Raw genomic sequence first — 13656 nt, forward strand, 5'->3', positions numbered from 1 at the left:
TCAGTTCTCCCGATCGCCGGAAAGCAGCAGGTACAGTGCGGCCATCCGCACGGAAACTCCGTTGGTGACCTGTTCGCGCACGGTTGACATGGGCGAATCGGCGGCAGCAGCAGAGATTTCGAGGCCCCGGTTCATGGGTCCGGGGTGCATAACAATGGTAGTCGGCTCCAGACGCGCGAGTCGCCCGTCACCGAGCCCCCAGCGCCTGGCGTATTCCCGGGTGTTCGGGAAGAAGGCATCGTGCATCCGCTCCCCCTGGATCCGCAGCATCATGACCACGTCGGGTCGTTCAGCGAGCGCATCGTCGAGGTCGTATCCAACGGTCACCGGCCAGGGGCGCGTGTCGACGGGGACGAGTGTCGGCGGCGCGACGAGGGTGACGGAGGCGCCGAGCGAGGTCAGGAGCCACACATTCGAGCGGGCGACTCGCGAGTGCAGGATGTCTCCGACGATGGTCACCGACAGAGAGTCGAGGTCGCGGCCCCGCGACGCGTCGCCGTGGACGCGCTTGCGGATGGTGAACGCGTCGAGGAGCGCCTGCGTCGGATGTTCGTGGGTTCCGTCGCCGGCGTTGAGGATTCCGGCGTCGATCCAGCCGCTCGTGGCGAGGGTCTGCGGAGCGCCGGACCCGGGGTGGCGGATGACGACGGCATCCGCCCCCATCGCCTGGAGGGTCTGTGCCGTGTCCTTGAGGCTCTCGCCCTTGGAAACGCTCGAGCCCTTCGCGCTGAAGTTGATGACGTCGGCGGAGAGCCGCTTCGCTGCCGCCTCGAACGAGATCCGCGTGCGGGTGGAGTCCTCGAAGAACAGGTTGACGACGGTCTTTCCGCGCAGTGTCGGGAGCTTCTTGACCTCACGCTGCTGCGTGTCTGCCATGTCTTCGGCGACGTCGAGAAGCCGGACGGCGGCATCCCTGCCGAGGTCGCGGGTGGAGAGCAGGTGACGCATCAGCTGGCCGCCGAATCGATCGAGACGAGGTCGGCCCCGTCAAGCTCCGCGAGCCGGACGTTGATGCGTTCGGTCTGAGCGCTTGGCAGGTTCTTGCCGACGAAGTCGGGGCGGATCGGGAGTTCCCGGTGACCCCGGTCGACGAGGGCGGCGAGCCGGACGGCACGGGGGCGACCGAAGTCGCCGATCGCGTCAAGGGCGGCGCGGATGGTTCGACCCGAGTACAGAACGTCATCGACGAGGACGACCGTCTTGCCGTCCACCCCGGAGGCGGGAATCCGCGTCGGCGACGGGGTGCGAGTCGGATGCTTCGCGAGGTCGTCGCGGTACATCGTCACGTCGAGCGATCCCGCTTCGATCGGGGTCTCGGCGATGCCGGAGATGATCGCGGCGATGCGGTCGGCGAGAATGACGCCGCGGGTGGGAATGCCCAGGAGAACGAGGTTCTCAGCACCCCGGTTGGATTCAAGGATCTCGTGGGAAATGCGGGTCAGCGCTCTGGCGATATCAGCCTGCTGAAGTACGACTCGCGTACTCATGCTGACTCCCTTCTCCGTCTCTCTGGACGGCGTTAAAGGTTGTCGATTCGTTCGAGCCTACCAGTCGGCCGATCGTCGTTATGCGGAGCGAATCATCGCCCGCGCGGGTGGTGTGGCGTTGCGCGGGTGTAAAAGCATCCGCGCGACGCCGGAAGACCCGCGCCGGCCAACTGCGGGAAGGACTTCGACGTACGCCGCGTTACAGTGCGGTGTGACCTCCGACTCCGCTGCCCCGACGTCCTCGCCGGCCGTCGAGGTGGACGTCGTGGTGATCGGAGCGGGCCAGGCCGGACTGTCGGCCGCATACCACCTGCAGCGCAGGGGCTTCGAGCCGGTCTCGGGAGCGCGAACGGATGCCCGTACCTACGTCGTCCTCGATGCCGAGGACGGACCTGGAGGGGCGTGGCGGCATCGCTGGAAGAGTCTCGTGATGTCGACGGTGAACGGCATCAGCGACCTGCCCGGCATCCCCAAGCCGGAGGTGGATCCGGCACAACCGAGTTCCGAATTCCTCACCGGATACTTCGGCGACTACGAGCGCGAGCTCGACCTCGCGATTGTCCGGCCCGTGCGCGTGAGGACCGTTCGCCGCGAAGACGAGAACCCGGTCGGGCGCCTGCTGGTGGAATCGAACGCCGGCAGCTGGTCCACCCGCGCGGCCGTCAATGCCACCGGCACCTGGACCCGGCCGTTCTGGCCGCTGTACCCCGGGCAGTCGACGTTCACCGGCCGGCAGCTACACGTCGCCGACTACGTCTCGGCCGACGAGTTCCGGGACAAACACGTGATCGTCGTCGGGGGCGGGATCTCCGCCGTGCAACTGCTCGACGAAATCTCACAGGTAACCACCACGACCTGGTTCACCCGCAGGGAACCGGTCTGGCGGGATGCCGAGTTCGATGGCAAGGCGGGTTCCGCCGCCGTCGCGCTCGTCGAGGAGAGGGTCCGCACCGGGCTCCCGCCGCAAAGTGTCGTCTCCGTCACGGGGCTGATCTGGACGCCCGCCCTTCGAGCCGCAGCGGAACGCGGTGTGCTGGATCGGCATCCGATGTTCACGGCGATCGAGCCGCGCGGTGTGCGCCTCGCCGACGGCGCCTTCGTGCCTGCCGACGTAATCCTCTGGGCGACCGGGTTCCGCGCGGCGCTCGACCACCTCGCTCCGCTACACCTGCGCTCCCCCGGCGGCGGCATCGCCATGGACGGAACCGCTGTCGCTGCGGAGCCACGGGTGCACCTCGTCGGATACGGCCCGTCGTCATCGACGATCGGCGCGAACCGGGCGGGGCGCGCGGCGGTCGCCGGCATCCTCCGGCTGCTGGACGCCTAAGACGCGAAAACGCCCGCAGGCACCGGAGGGTGCATCAGCGGGCGTTTCACAATCGAAAGCTCGTCAGCCGTTCGCCTGCGCGATCTTGCCGAGGAGTCCGTTGACGAAACCGGCCGAGTCATCCGTCGACAGCGTCTTGGCGGATTCAACGGCCTCATCGATGGCGACGGCCGCGGGGATCTCGTCGTTGAACAGGACCTCCCACACACCGATCCGGAGAATCGCCCGGTCGACGGCAGGCATCCGCGCGAGGGTCCAGCCCTGCGCGTAGGTCTCGATCTGCTCGTCGATCTCTTCGGCATTGTCGATGATGCCGTCGACGATGTCACGGGCGTAGAGCCAGGATGCCTCACGCTGCGGTTCGCTCGATGCGCGCTGCGCTTCGACGGTCAGGGCCTCGCGCAGGGAGAGGTCACGAAGGTCGGCACCATAAAGGATGTCGAGAGCCCGTTTACGAGCTTTGCTGCGGGCGCTCACTAGTCGTTGACGCGGCCCATGTAGTCACCGGTGCGGGTGTCGACCTTGACCCTGGTGCCCTGCTCGAGGAACAGCGGAACCTGGATCTCATAGCCGGTCTCGACGGTCGCGGGCTTGGTGCCACCGGTCGAGCGGTCGCCCTGGAGGCCGGGCTCGGTATACGTGATCTCGAGAACAACGGATGCCGGCAGCTCGACGTACAGCGGGTTGCCGTTGTTGAGCGCGATCGTCACGGCCTGGTTCTCGAGCATGAAGTTCGCGGCGTCGCCGACGATCGTGCCGGGAACGGTGAGCTGGTCGTAGTCGGCGACATCCATGAACACGAACGAGTCACCGTCGTTGTAGAGGTAGGTGAAGTCGCGGCGGTCGACGTTTTCGATGTCGATCTTCGTTCCCGCGTTGTAGGTGCGGTCAACGGTCTTGCCCGAGACGACGTTCTTCAGCTTGGTGCGAACGAACGCGCCGCCCTTGCCCGGCTTGACGTGCTGGAATTCGATGACGTTCCAGAGCTGGCCGTCGATGTTGAGAACAATTCCGTTTCGGATGTCGGCGGTAGATGCCATGAAGAGGGGGTTCCATTTCAGTGGGAAGAGGGTTGGCCCGACGGGGCCATCGGAGAGAGTTTACCTGCCGCACGAGCCCTCACCAAAGGCGCGGGGTTCCGGGGAGTCAGCCGAGGCGTGTGATCGCGGTCAGCGCAAGCCGGTAGGAATCGAATCCGAAGCCGGCGATGACGCCGGTGGCGACGCCGGAGATGACGCTCGTGTGCCGGAATACCTCGCGTGCGTGGGGGTTCGAGATGTGCACCTCGATGAGGGCGAGGCCCGCCTTCGGAACGAGCGCTGCGGCATCCCGGAGCGCGTAACTGTAGTGGGTGAAGGCTGCGGGGTTGAGGATCACCGGTGTTCCGGAATCCACGGCTTCATAGAGCCACGAGATCAGTTCGGCTTCGTCGTTGGTCTGGCGCAGGTCGATCGTGGTTCCGTCGGGAGCGTCGGCGTCGAGGGTGCTGCGGAGGTCATCGAGGGTGCCGCTCCCGTAGACATCGGGTTCACGCGAACCGAGTCTGCCGAGATTGGGACCGTTGAGGACGAGGACTGTTGCCATGATTATGAGCCGATCTCCTGGTACGCCGCGAACAGCAGCGCGGTTTCGGGGCCGGCGAGAACCGTCGGCTTGGCGATGTCATCGAGAACGATGAAGCGCAGCATCCCCGCTCTCGCCTTCTTGTCGCGCTGCATCGTTGCCAGCAGGGTGTTCCAGCGGCCGACCGGGTACTCGGTGGGCAGGTTGAGTGAATCGAGGATGCTCCGGTGACGGTCGGCGACCTCGTCCGGCAGTCGTCCGGCCAGTCGTGACAGTTCGGCGGCGAACATCATGCCGACGGCGACGGCAGCGCCGTGACGCCACTGGTACCGCTCCGCGTGTTCGATGGCGTGGCCGAGGGTGTGTCCGTAGTTGAGGATTTCACGGATGCCACCCTCCTTGAAGTCTTCACTGACCACGCGCGCCTTGAGGGCGATCGACAGCTCGACGACCCGGCGGAAGGCATCCGTCGTCGGGTCGGTGACCGCGTCGACATCGGCTTCGATGAGGTCGAGGATCTCCGGCTCTGCGATGAAGCCACACTTCACGATCTCGGCGAACCCCGCGAGGATCTCGTTTCTCGGCAGGGTGTCGAGAAGCTCGAGATCGACGAGGACGCCGGAGGGGGCGTAGAACGCGCCGACGAGGTTCTTGCCCTCGTTGGTGTTGATGCCGGTCTTGCCGCCGACCGCCGCATCGACCATCCCGGCGACGGAGGTCGGCACCTGAACGAGGCGAACACCCCGGAGCCATGTCGCTGCGACGAAACCGGCGACGTCGGTCGTTGCTCCGCCACCGAAGCCGATCACGGCATCCGTCCGGGTGAAATCGGCTTGCCCCATGATTTGCCAGCAGAACGCGGCAACCTCGACCCGCTTGCCGGTTTCGGCGTCGGGGATTTCGGCGAGGAGCACCTGGTACCGGTCGGCAAGGCTTTCGCGGAGCTTCTCTGCCTGCTCACCGAGCGTCGGCGGGTGGACAAGCAGAATCTTGGCGGCGTCGTCGCCGAGCATCACCGGAACCCGGTCGAGGATGCCTCGGCCGATCTCGACGTCGTAGGCGTCGGTTCCGGTGACGTGGACGGTGGTGATGGAAGTCATGAGTGTCCTCTCGCCCAGTCGGCGATTCGTTCGGCGATGCGTTCGATCGGCTCGCTCGAGGTGTCGAAGGTGACGGTGGCCAGGCGTTCGTAGATCGGGCGGCGTTCGTCGTAGATACGCTGCCAGTCTCCCGTGCCGTTGGCGAGCAGCGGTCGCTTGTCGGTGCGGATCCGTGCAGCGACGGCAGCCGCGGTGACGGTCAGCAGGATGACGGTGCGGCCGGCCAGGTCGCCCTGGGTATCCGGGTGAAGCACGGCACCTCCCCCGAGCGACACGACGGCGTCCTCAGCGAGGGCCGTCTGGACGGCGTCGCGCTCGAGCTGACGAAACGCCGGTTCGCCGTGTTCAGCGAAGATGCCGGTGATCGGCCCGTGCTCAGCGACGATCCGTTTGTCGGTGTCGACGAACGGCACGTTGAGCGATCGGGCGACCCGGCGCCCGATTTTGGTTTTGCCTGCACCCATCGGCCCGATCAGGACGAGGGGAAGCGGCAAGGCGGGAGTGCTCACGAGAACTGCGACGTCGATTCGGTCGCGCTCTTGAGGCCGGCGGGAATGGCGGCGAGGTACGACTGGAGGTTGCGACGGGTCTCCCCGACGGCATCTCCACCGAACTTCTCCAGCACGCTGTTCGCGAGCACGAGGGCGACCATCGCTTCGGCGACGACTCCAGCGGCTGGCACAGCGCAGACATCGGAACGCTGGTGATGCGCACCTGCTGCTTCGCCGGTGGCCACGTCGATCGTGCGCAGGGAATGCGGAACCGTCGCGATCGGCTTCATGCCTGCACGGACCCGCAGGACGGTTCCGGTGCTCATGCCGCCCTCGGTGCCTCCGGCTTTGTCGCTCGAGCGCACGATTTCGTCGTCGATCGCGAAGAGTTCGTCGTGGGCGGCCGAACCACGGCGGGTCGTGGTGAGGAACCCGTCACCGACTTCGACGCCCTTGATCGCCTGGATGCCCATGAGGGCCTGTGCGAGCTGCCCGTCGAGGCGGCGGTCCCAGTGCACGTGGGAACCGAGCCCAGGGGGCAGGCCGTAAGCGAGGACCTCGACGATGCCGCCGAGAGTGTCGCCGTCCTTCTTCGCTGCGTCGACTTCAGCGACCATGCGTTCGGAGGTGGCCGGATCGAAGCACCGCAATGGGTCGGCGTCCAGGATGTCGACGTCGGCCGGCGTGGGAAGAGCGGCATCCTCTGGAACGCGGACCGGTCCGATCGAAAGCGTGTGGCTGACGAGAGTGATGCCGAGTTCGGCGAGGAACCCACGTGCGACGGCGCCGAGGGCCACTCGTGCCGCGGTCTCACGGGCGCTGGCCCGTTCGAGGATCGGGCGGGCCTCGTCGAAGTTGTACTTCTGCATGCCGACGAGGTCGGCGTGTCCGGGGCGCGGACGGGTCAGCGGAGCGCTCCGACCGCGTGACTTCTCTGTCTCTTCGACGGGCTCGGGGTTCATCACCTCGACCCACTTGGGCCACTCCGTGTTGCCGATGCGCACCGCCACGGGGCTTCCCAGGCTGTAGCCGTGGCGCACACCGCCGGAGATGTTCAGCTCGTCCTGCTCGAACTTCATCCGCGAACCCCGGCCATAGCCGAGCTTTCGGCGGGCGAGGTCGGCGCGAATGGCGTCGAGCGAGACAGGGACGCCGGCGGGAAGACCCTCGACGATTGCAATGAGTTCCGGGCCGTGAGACTCTCCGGCAGTGAGCCAACGAAGCATGGCTCTATCCTTCCACAGGGCTCGGCCCTGCTCGGACGGCGAGCGGTTTGTGTCAGACGGCGGGCCGGCCGCTGTCGTCAAGACCGACGGATGCCAGCATCGCCGCGAGGATCGCGTCTTCGCCATCGAGGGGAGCGAGCGGGTCGTTGGCGGCGAAGATCCGGATCTGGATGAGTGCCTGGTGCACGAGCATCGAGAGCCCGTTGGCGACCGGACCACCGGCATCCGCCCATCTCGTCGCGAGGTCGCTCGGCCACGGGTCGTAGGCGACGTCGAGCAGTGCCGACGTTGCCAGGGTGCCGGCGGGGTAGACGACCGGGGCGGCCGAACCGCCGGGAAGGGTGCTGATGACGAGCTCGGGCGTCGGGCGGCTGTCGACACGGTCAAAGGGCGCCAGCTCGACGACGAGGCCGGCCCGGTGGCCGAGATCCGTCAACGCTGCTGATTTTTCGGGACTGCGCGCGAGGATCGTGACGGACAGTGCACCGAGTTCGGCAGCAGCGACGAGCGCGCTGGCTGCGGTCGCACCCCCGCCGAGGATGTGCACATGTGCCGCTTCGGTGACGCCGATGGCAGCGAGGGCGCGAGTGATTCCGGCCACGTCGGTGTTGTAACCGAACAGGATGCGATCGTCACCGCTGCCCACGAACCGCAGCGTGTTGACGGCGCCGGTCAGTTCGGCCATGGCATCCCGGCTGTCGGCCAGCTCCCACGCCACCGACTTCAGCGGCATCGTCAGGGACAGGCCGCGCCAGTCATTCCCCAGCTCGGGGATGATGCCGGGAAGCTCGTTCGCGCCGACGTCGCGGGATCCGTACTCCCAGTCGAAACCAAGCATCCGGTACGCGGTGCGGTGAAGCACCGGGGATTTCGAATGCGCGATCGGCGAACCGAAGACCGCGAGACGATCGGTCATCAGCAGCCCTTGTCTGGGTTCTCCGCGCACCAGGCCCGCAATTGCTTCACCGCGGCTTCGTGTTCGCTGCGCGTCGTCGTGAAGACGGTTTCACCCGTGTCGAGATTGACCGTGACGAAGAACAGCCATGGTCCATCGGCCGGTGACATGGCGGCGTCGATCGCGGTGTCGCCGGGGCTCGCGATCGGACCGACCGGTAGTCCCGTCCTCTGGTAGGTGTTCCAGGGGTTGTCGGACTCCAGAGCTTCCTTCGACGACCACACCGAGCCGGACTTGGCGGTGTCGGTGTATTGCGCCGTCGAGTCCATTTCGAGCTTCATGTCGATGTCGAGTCGGTTCTGAATGACCCGGCTGACCTTGTAGAAGTCATCCTCGAGCCTGGCTTCGCGTTCGATGATCGACGCGATGATGAGGACACGTTCGCGATCAGCGGGAGGCACGCCTGCGTCGTCCAATGACGTGATGGTGCGGTCGACGAGAATCTGGATCACCTGCTGGGCGCTCAACCCGGGATCGAAGGTGTAGAGCGCGGGGAACAGCCAGCCCTCGATCGACACGGCCTCGGCGGGTACGCCGTAGATCGTCGGGTCCGCGACCGCAGCCTGGAATTCTTCCACCGGGATCTCTGTGCCCGCCGAGAGCTCGGCGAGGATCTCGGGACCGGTGATGCCCTCCCGGAGCAAAACGGTGCGTTCGATTTTGTTCTCGGGGTCGAGCAAAGCGTCGAGGGCGGATTGGGCGCTCATCTTCTTCGCCAGTTGATACACGCCAGGGTGGAAGACCGGTTCCGACGGCTGAGTGATGAGCAACTCATAGAATGCCTCGGTGGTTTTCGTCACTCCGCTGTTCTTGAGCGTCCGTGCGATATCCGTCCCGGTGTCGCCCTCGGAGATCGACACGAGTGCTTCGCCCGAGCCGTCCCCCTCGTAGTCGATGGGTTCCTGCCACCCCATCACAGAGCGGATTTGCGGTTCGAACGTCTTCCAGACGTAAAACCCGCCGCCGCCGATGCCTCCGACGAGCACGAGGACGACGAGTGCGGCGATCCAGCCCGTCTTTTTGCGCTTCTCACGGGGTGGGTAATCCGCTGCAGCGGCTCGTCGGGCGGCTCGGCTCGGCTTCGCGGATGGTTCGGCATCTTCTGGACCCGAGGATTCAGCCGGGATCTCCTGTGCCGGAACGTCGGCATGTTCGCCCGCGGCTTCTGCTGCACGCTGGCGCGCTTCGCGCCGGGAGGAGGGTGCCGGTCCTGGCTCGGTTCCGGTAGAGGGGGGCGTGCCCTGTTCGGGTGTTCCGGGCTCGGATCCGAAGATGGCGTCGAATGCGTCATCGCGCGGCGTCTGGTCAGTCACGTCCTAAAGTCCTTCGTTCGTGCCGACGAGCCTGCCGGGAGGCAGCGCGCTGCCGCGCTCGGCGTCAAGGGCATGTTGCAAGATTATGACGGCTGCGATCTGGTCGACAATGTTCCTCGACCCTTTTTGCTTCCGCCCGGAGGTCCGGAGCGCAGAATGCGCGGACACCGTCGAGAGACGTTCGTCGACGAGCCGGACCGGGATGGTGGATGCCGCGGCCAGCGCGTCCGCGAACGCGACGGCATCCGCTGTTGACGCTGTGTTCCCACCGGACAGAGCCAGAGGAAGACCGACGACGATTTCGACCGGGTCGAGCTCGGCCGCGATGCCGAGGATCCGCCGAATGTCGGCGTCTCCTGTCGCGGCGCGGGGCACCGTCTCGACCGGTGTCGCGAGCATCGCGTGAAAGTCCGACCTCGCGACACCGATGCGGGCTTTACCCACATCGATGCCGAGCCGGACTCCCGTACGCATTCCGGTCACGCCTCGCGGGCGACCGCGTCGACGACGGCGGACAACGCTGCCTGAACAGCAGTCGCATCGGAGCCGCCGCCCTGGGCGAGGTCATCCTTGCCGCCTCCGCCTCCGCCGAGGATGCCCGCTGCGATACGGGCAAGCTGACCGGCTTTCGCTCCGAGTTTGCGCGCGGAATCATTGGTTCCGACGATGACGATCGGCCGGTCCTTGACCGTGGCGGCGAGGGCGACAACGGATGCGTCCGAGCCGAGTCGCTCCCGTACACCGGTCACCAGCTGGCGGAGGTCGTCTGCCGATGCGAGGGTGCCGAGGTTTTCGGCCACGATGCGGTACGCGCCGCCGTCGCGAGCGCTCGATACGAGCGACGGGATCCGTTCGCTCAACTGACGGGCCTCGAAGGACTGGATCTTCTTCTCAGCCTGCTTGAGGCTGGCGACCAGTTCTGCGATTCGCTCGGGCAGCTGTTCCCTGGGTGTCTTCAGCGACGACGTCAGTTGCGACACGATGGCGCGCTCAGCGGCGAGCTCACGGAAGGCTTCGAGGCCGACGAGTGATTCGACCCGACGGTTCGTCGAGCCGACGCTCGATTCGCTGACGAGGTTGATCATGCCGATCTCGGCGCTGGATGCCACGTGGGTACCGGCGCACAGCTCCCGCGACCACGGCCCGCCGATGTCGACGACACGGACGACGTCGCCGTATTTCTCACCGAACAAAGCCATGGCGCCGAGTGATTTCGCTTCGTCGAGCGGGAGCTCGCGGGTCACGACCTCGAGATTGTTCCGGATGGCGTTGTTCGATACCTCTTCGATCTCTGACCGGGTTTCGGCTGACAGGCCGGAGTTCCAGGTGAAGTCGAGGCGCAGGTAACCGGCCTTGTTGTACGAGCCGGACTGGTGAGCGTTCGGGCCGAGGATCTGGCGCAGCGCAGCGTGAATGATGTGCGTGCCCGAGTGGGCCTGCTTCGCCCCGCGACGGTAATCGGCGTCGACGACGCTGCGTGCCAGGTTTCCCACGCCGACTTCTCCGCGCGCGACCTGGACCTTGTGGCTGATGAGCCCTTTGACCGGCTTCTGCACGTCGAGGACCTCGAGTTCGAACCCGTTCCCCACGATGAGTCCCTGGTCGGCTTCCTGGCCGCCGGATTCGGCGTAGAGCGACGTTTCGGCGAGGATTACTTCGGCGATGTCACCGGCGACGGCGGTGGTCACCGAGTGCCCTCCGACGATGAGCCCGAGAATGCGCGACTCGGTTTCGAGTTCGGTGTAGCCGGTGAACACCGTCTCGCCGTGTGCGCGGAACGCGCTGTAGACCGACAGGTCGGCGAGGGTGGTCTTCTTCGCTTTGGCGTCCGCCTTCGCCATGGTGCGCTGCTTTGTCATCAGTGTGTCGAATGCGGTGCGGTCGACCGAGAGGCCGGCTTCTTCAGCGATCTCGAGGGTGAGGTCGATCGGGAAGCCGTATGTGTCGTGCAGGAGGAACGCCGTGTCACCGGGCAGGCGAGAGCTTCCGGTGTCCTTCGACTTGGCGACAGCGAGGTCGAGGATGGTGGTGCCGCCGGCGAGCGTGCGGAGGAACGTCTCTTCCTCACCGAATGCGGCCTGCGAGATCCGTCCGTAGTCGTGCTCGACCTCGGGGTACGACGAGCTCATGGCGTCGCGCGACGCGGCGAAGAGTTCGGGGAATGAGGGTGCGTCGACGCCGAGCAGGCGCATGGCACGGACGGTGCGACGCATCAGGCGGCGCAGGATGTACCCGCGCCCTTCGTTGGAGGGCGTGACTCCGTCGCTCATGAGCATGAGCGAGCTGCGCACGTGGTCGGCGATGACGCGCATGCGTACATCGTCGGTGTGGTCGGCCCCGTAGCGACGTCCCGAGAGGTCAGCTGCCCGGTCGAGGACCGGACGGATCTGGTCGATCTCGTACATGTTCTCGACGCCCTGCTTGAGGAACGCAACCCGCTCGAGTCCCATGCCGGTGTCGATGTTTTGCCTGGGCAGGTCGCTCACGATCTGGAAGTCTGTCTTCGAGCGGACGTCCCCGATGAGGTACTGCATGAAGACGAGGTTCCAGATCTCGACGTATCTGTCGTCGTCCGTCGCCGGACCACCGTCTGCGCCGTACGCCGGTCCGCGGTCGAAGAAGATCTCCGAGCAGGGGCCTGCTGGTCCCGGCTGCCCGGTGTGCCAGTAGTTGGTGTCTTCGCCGAGGCGCTGGATCCGCTCGTCCGGCAACCCCGCGATCTTCTTCCACAGCGCAATGGCTTCGTCGTCGTCCTTGTAGACGGTGACCCAGAGGTCCTTCTCGTCGAAACCGTATCCGCCTGCGTTCTCCGGCGTGGTGAGCAACTCCCACGCGTACGTGATCGCTCCCTCTTTGAAGTAGTCGCCGAACGAGAAGTTGCCGTTCATCTGGAAGAAGGTGCCGTGACGCGGGGTCTTGCCCACTTCTTCGATGTCATTGGTGCGGATGCACTTCTGCACGCTCGTTGCGCGCGGGTACGGCGCGGGAACGAGCCCGGTGAGGTACGGAACGAACGGCACCATTCCGGCCACGGTGAAGAGCAGTGACGGGTCGTCGGAGACCAGTGAGGCGGAGGGGACGACGGTGTGGCCACGCTCGGCGAAAAAATCTAGCCAGCGCTGGCGGATATCAGCGGTCTTCATGGGTCCGTTCGAGGGATTCGGGTGCGCCAGGTGGCGCTGATCAGTTCTTGTTGTTGAGGTCGCCGAGGGTGTCTTCAGCGTTCCGTGCGATGTCGTCGATGGCGTCGCGAAGCTCGGCCTCGCGCTCCTTGTATGCGTCTGCGACCGTGTCGCTGAACTCCTTGAGCTTGAGGTCCAGGTCGGCAAAGAATTCCTTGCCGCGCTGGGTCTTGTTGATCTCGTGGGCGACGACGAAACCCGCGCCGATACCTGTGATCAGCCAGAGCAGGTTCTTCATAGGGGCCTCCATAACGGTGGGGCGGATGCTTCCAAGCTATTCATCCTATCGGGCGGAGCCTGTCGTCCCGCCGATGCAACGAAGAACGGGGCCGCGGCAAATGCCGCGACCCCGTTCGAAGAACGTGAGGATGTACTAGCGAGCTGCGTAGTACTCCACGACGAACTGTACTTCACAGGTCACGGGAACTTCGGCACGCTTCGGGGCGCGCACGAGGCGGGCCTGGAGCTTGTCGAGTTCGACCTCGAGGTACGGCGGGAGCTTCGGAAGAACGTCGACGTGTCCGCCGGCCGCTGCAACCTGGAAAGGCTCGGTGCCTTCGCTCTTCGCCTTGACGTGGATGAGCTGGCCCGGCTTCACGCGGAAGGACGGGCGGTCGACGAGCTGGCCGTCAACCATGATGTGACGGTGCACAACCATCTGACGAGCCTGCGCCGTGGTGCGGGCGATCGCCGAACGAACGAGGAGAGCATCGAGACGGGTCTCGAGGATCTCGACGAGGTTCTCACCGGTCAGTCCCTTGATGCGGCGAGCCTCTTCGAAGGCGATCTTCAGCTGCTTCTCGCGGATGCCGTACTGGGCGCGCAAGCGCTGCTTCTCGCGGAGACGCACAGCGTAGTCGGAGTCGGTCTTGCGCTTGGTGCGGCCGTGCTCACCCGGAGCGTACGGACGCTTCTCGAGGTACTTTGCTGCCTTGGGGGTGAGGGCAATGCCCAGTGCCCGCGAGAGGCGGGTCTTGCTACGTGTACGTGACTTAGTAGACACGGTTTCCTT

General features: G+C 65.8%; 15 protein-coding genes. 1 reads left to right on the forward strand and 14 read right to left on the reverse strand.

From position 1 onward, the window contains the following. Window positions 1-948, reverse strand: a complete 948-nt coding sequence (locus ACWA1Q_RS07145; protein ID WP_463760665.1) for an aspartate carbamoyltransferase catalytic subunit — start codon at window positions 946-948, stop codon at window positions 1-3. Further along, on the reverse strand, window positions 948-1487 hold the full coding sequence (pyrR, locus tag ACWA1Q_RS07150; RefSeq protein ID WP_463760667.1) for a bifunctional pyr operon transcriptional regulator/uracil phosphoribosyltransferase PyrR: 540 nt from the start codon (window positions 1485-1487) through the stop codon (window positions 948-950). The genes ACWA1Q_RS07145 and pyrR overlap by 1 nt, the downstream gene beginning before the upstream one ends. A 211-nt stretch (window positions 1488-1698) precedes the next feature. Between pyrR and ACWA1Q_RS07155 the strand changes: the two genes are divergently transcribed. After that, entirely contained in the window at window positions 1699-2814 is a 1116-nt protein-coding gene (locus ACWA1Q_RS07155) for an FAD-dependent oxidoreductase (protein WP_463760668.1), read from the forward strand. Window positions 2815-2877: 63 nt separating this feature from the next. On the opposite strand, the gene nusB is transcribed toward ACWA1Q_RS07155, so the two are convergent. The 12 genes from nusB to rpsD all read right to left on the reverse strand — a co-directional run bounded on the left by nusB (window position 2878) and on the right by rpsD (window position 13647). Next, window positions 2878-3291, reverse strand: coding sequence for a transcription antitermination factor NusB (gene nusB, locus ACWA1Q_RS07160; RefSeq protein WP_463760670.1), 414 nt, complete (start codon window positions 3289-3291; stop codon window positions 2878-2880). Next, window positions 3291-3854: an elongation factor P gene (gene efp, locus ACWA1Q_RS07165; protein ID WP_463760671.1), complete on the reverse strand. Its 564-nt coding sequence runs from the start codon at window positions 3852-3854 to the stop codon at window positions 3291-3293. The genes nusB and efp overlap by 1 nt, the downstream gene beginning before the upstream one ends. A 106-nt stretch (window positions 3855-3960) precedes the next feature. After that, on the reverse strand, window positions 3961-4398 hold the full coding sequence (locus ACWA1Q_RS07170; protein ID WP_463760672.1) for a type II 3-dehydroquinate dehydratase: 438 nt from the start codon (window positions 4396-4398) through the stop codon (window positions 3961-3963). A gap of 2 nt (window positions 4399-4400) precedes the next feature. Continuing rightward, the gene (gene aroB, locus ACWA1Q_RS07175; RefSeq protein WP_463760674.1) at window positions 4401-5477 is read right to left on the reverse strand and encodes a 3-dehydroquinate synthase; all 1077 of its coding nucleotides are present in this window, start codon (window positions 5475-5477) and stop codon (window positions 4401-4403) included. Further along, a complete protein-coding gene (locus ACWA1Q_RS07180; protein WP_463760676.1) occupies window positions 5474-5986 on the reverse strand; it encodes a shikimate kinase in 513 nt (170 codons plus the stop codon). The genes aroB and ACWA1Q_RS07180 overlap by 4 nt, the downstream gene beginning before the upstream one ends. Then, window positions 5983-7194: a chorismate synthase gene (gene aroC, locus ACWA1Q_RS07185; RefSeq protein ID WP_463760677.1), complete on the reverse strand. Its 1212-nt coding sequence runs from the start codon at window positions 7192-7194 to the stop codon at window positions 5983-5985. Before aroC ends, ACWA1Q_RS07180 begins: the two co-directional genes overlap by 4 nt. A gap of 52 nt (window positions 7195-7246) precedes the next feature. Beyond that, window positions 7247-8110 (reverse strand): shikimate dehydrogenase, encoded by an 864-nt coding sequence (locus tag ACWA1Q_RS07190; RefSeq protein ID WP_463760679.1) that lies wholly within the window; start codon window positions 8108-8110, stop codon window positions 7247-7249. Beyond that, on the reverse strand, window positions 8110-9462 hold the full coding sequence (gene mltG / locus ACWA1Q_RS07195; protein WP_463760681.1) for an endolytic transglycosylase MltG: 1353 nt from the start codon (window positions 9460-9462) through the stop codon (window positions 8110-8112). Before mltG ends, ACWA1Q_RS07190 begins: the two co-directional genes overlap by 1 nt. A 3-nt stretch (window positions 9463-9465) precedes the next feature. Next, window positions 9466-9936, reverse strand: a complete 471-nt coding sequence (gene ruvX, locus ACWA1Q_RS07200) for a Holliday junction resolvase RuvX (protein ID WP_463760683.1) — start codon at window positions 9934-9936, stop codon at window positions 9466-9468. 5 nt (window positions 9937-9941) lie between these two features. Further along, window positions 9942-12605, reverse strand: coding sequence for an alanine--tRNA ligase (gene alaS, locus ACWA1Q_RS07205; protein ID WP_463760684.1), 2664 nt, complete (start codon window positions 12603-12605; stop codon window positions 9942-9944). 40 nt (window positions 12606-12645) lie between these two features. After that, window positions 12646-12882 carry a hypothetical protein gene (locus tag ACWA1Q_RS07210; RefSeq protein WP_463760686.1) on the reverse strand — a complete coding sequence of 79 codons (237 nt, stop codon included), beginning with the start codon at window positions 12880-12882 and terminating at the stop codon, window positions 12646-12648. A 135-nt stretch (window positions 12883-13017) separates the two neighbouring features. Next, window positions 13018-13647 carry a 30S ribosomal protein S4 gene (rpsD, locus tag ACWA1Q_RS07215; protein ID WP_463760688.1) on the reverse strand — a complete coding sequence of 210 codons (630 nt, stop codon included), beginning with the start codon at window positions 13645-13647 and terminating at the stop codon, window positions 13018-13020. Between the last annotated feature and the right edge of the window lie 9 nt (window positions 13648-13656).

It is taken from the genome of Mycetocola sp. TRD_SC_2 (assembly GCF_055361225.1).

Excerpts from the sequence above, each read along its gene's own strand:
- efp (WP_463760671.1), bottom strand. The coding sequence starts at position 3,854 with ATGGCATCTACCGCCGACATCCGAAACGGAATTGTTCTCAACATCGAC.
- aroB (WP_463760674.1), bottom strand. The coding sequence starts at position 5,477 with ATGACTTCCATCACCACCGTCCACGTCACCGGAACCGACGCCTACGAC.
- ruvX (WP_463760683.1), bottom strand. The coding sequence starts at position 9,936 with ATGCGTACGGGAGTCCGGCTCGGCATCGATGTGGGTAAAGCCCGCATC.
- pyrR (WP_463760667.1), bottom strand. The coding sequence starts at position 1,487 with ATGAGTACGCGAGTCGTACTTCAGCAGGCTGATATCGCCAGAGCGCTG.
- aroC (WP_463760677.1), bottom strand. The coding sequence starts at position 7,194 with ATGCTTCGTTGGCTCACTGCCGGAGAGTCTCACGGCCCGGAACTCATT.
- ACWA1Q_RS07190 (WP_463760679.1), bottom strand. The coding sequence starts at position 8,110 with ATGACCGATCGTCTCGCGGTCTTCGGTTCGCCGATCGCGCATTCGAAA.
- ACWA1Q_RS07145 (WP_463760665.1), bottom strand. The coding sequence starts at position 948 with ATGCGTCACCTGCTCTCCACCCGCGACCTCGGCAGGGATGCCGCCGTC.
- ACWA1Q_RS07170 (WP_463760672.1), bottom strand. The coding sequence starts at position 4,398 with ATGGCAACAGTCCTCGTCCTCAACGGTCCCAATCTCGGCAGACTCGGT.
- ACWA1Q_RS07210 (WP_463760686.1), bottom strand. The coding sequence starts at position 12,882 with ATGAAGAACCTGCTCTGGCTGATCACAGGTATCGGCGCGGGTTTCGTC.
- alaS (WP_463760684.1), bottom strand. The coding sequence starts at position 12,605 with ATGAAGACCGCTGATATCCGCCAGCGCTGGCTAGATTTTTTCGCCGAG.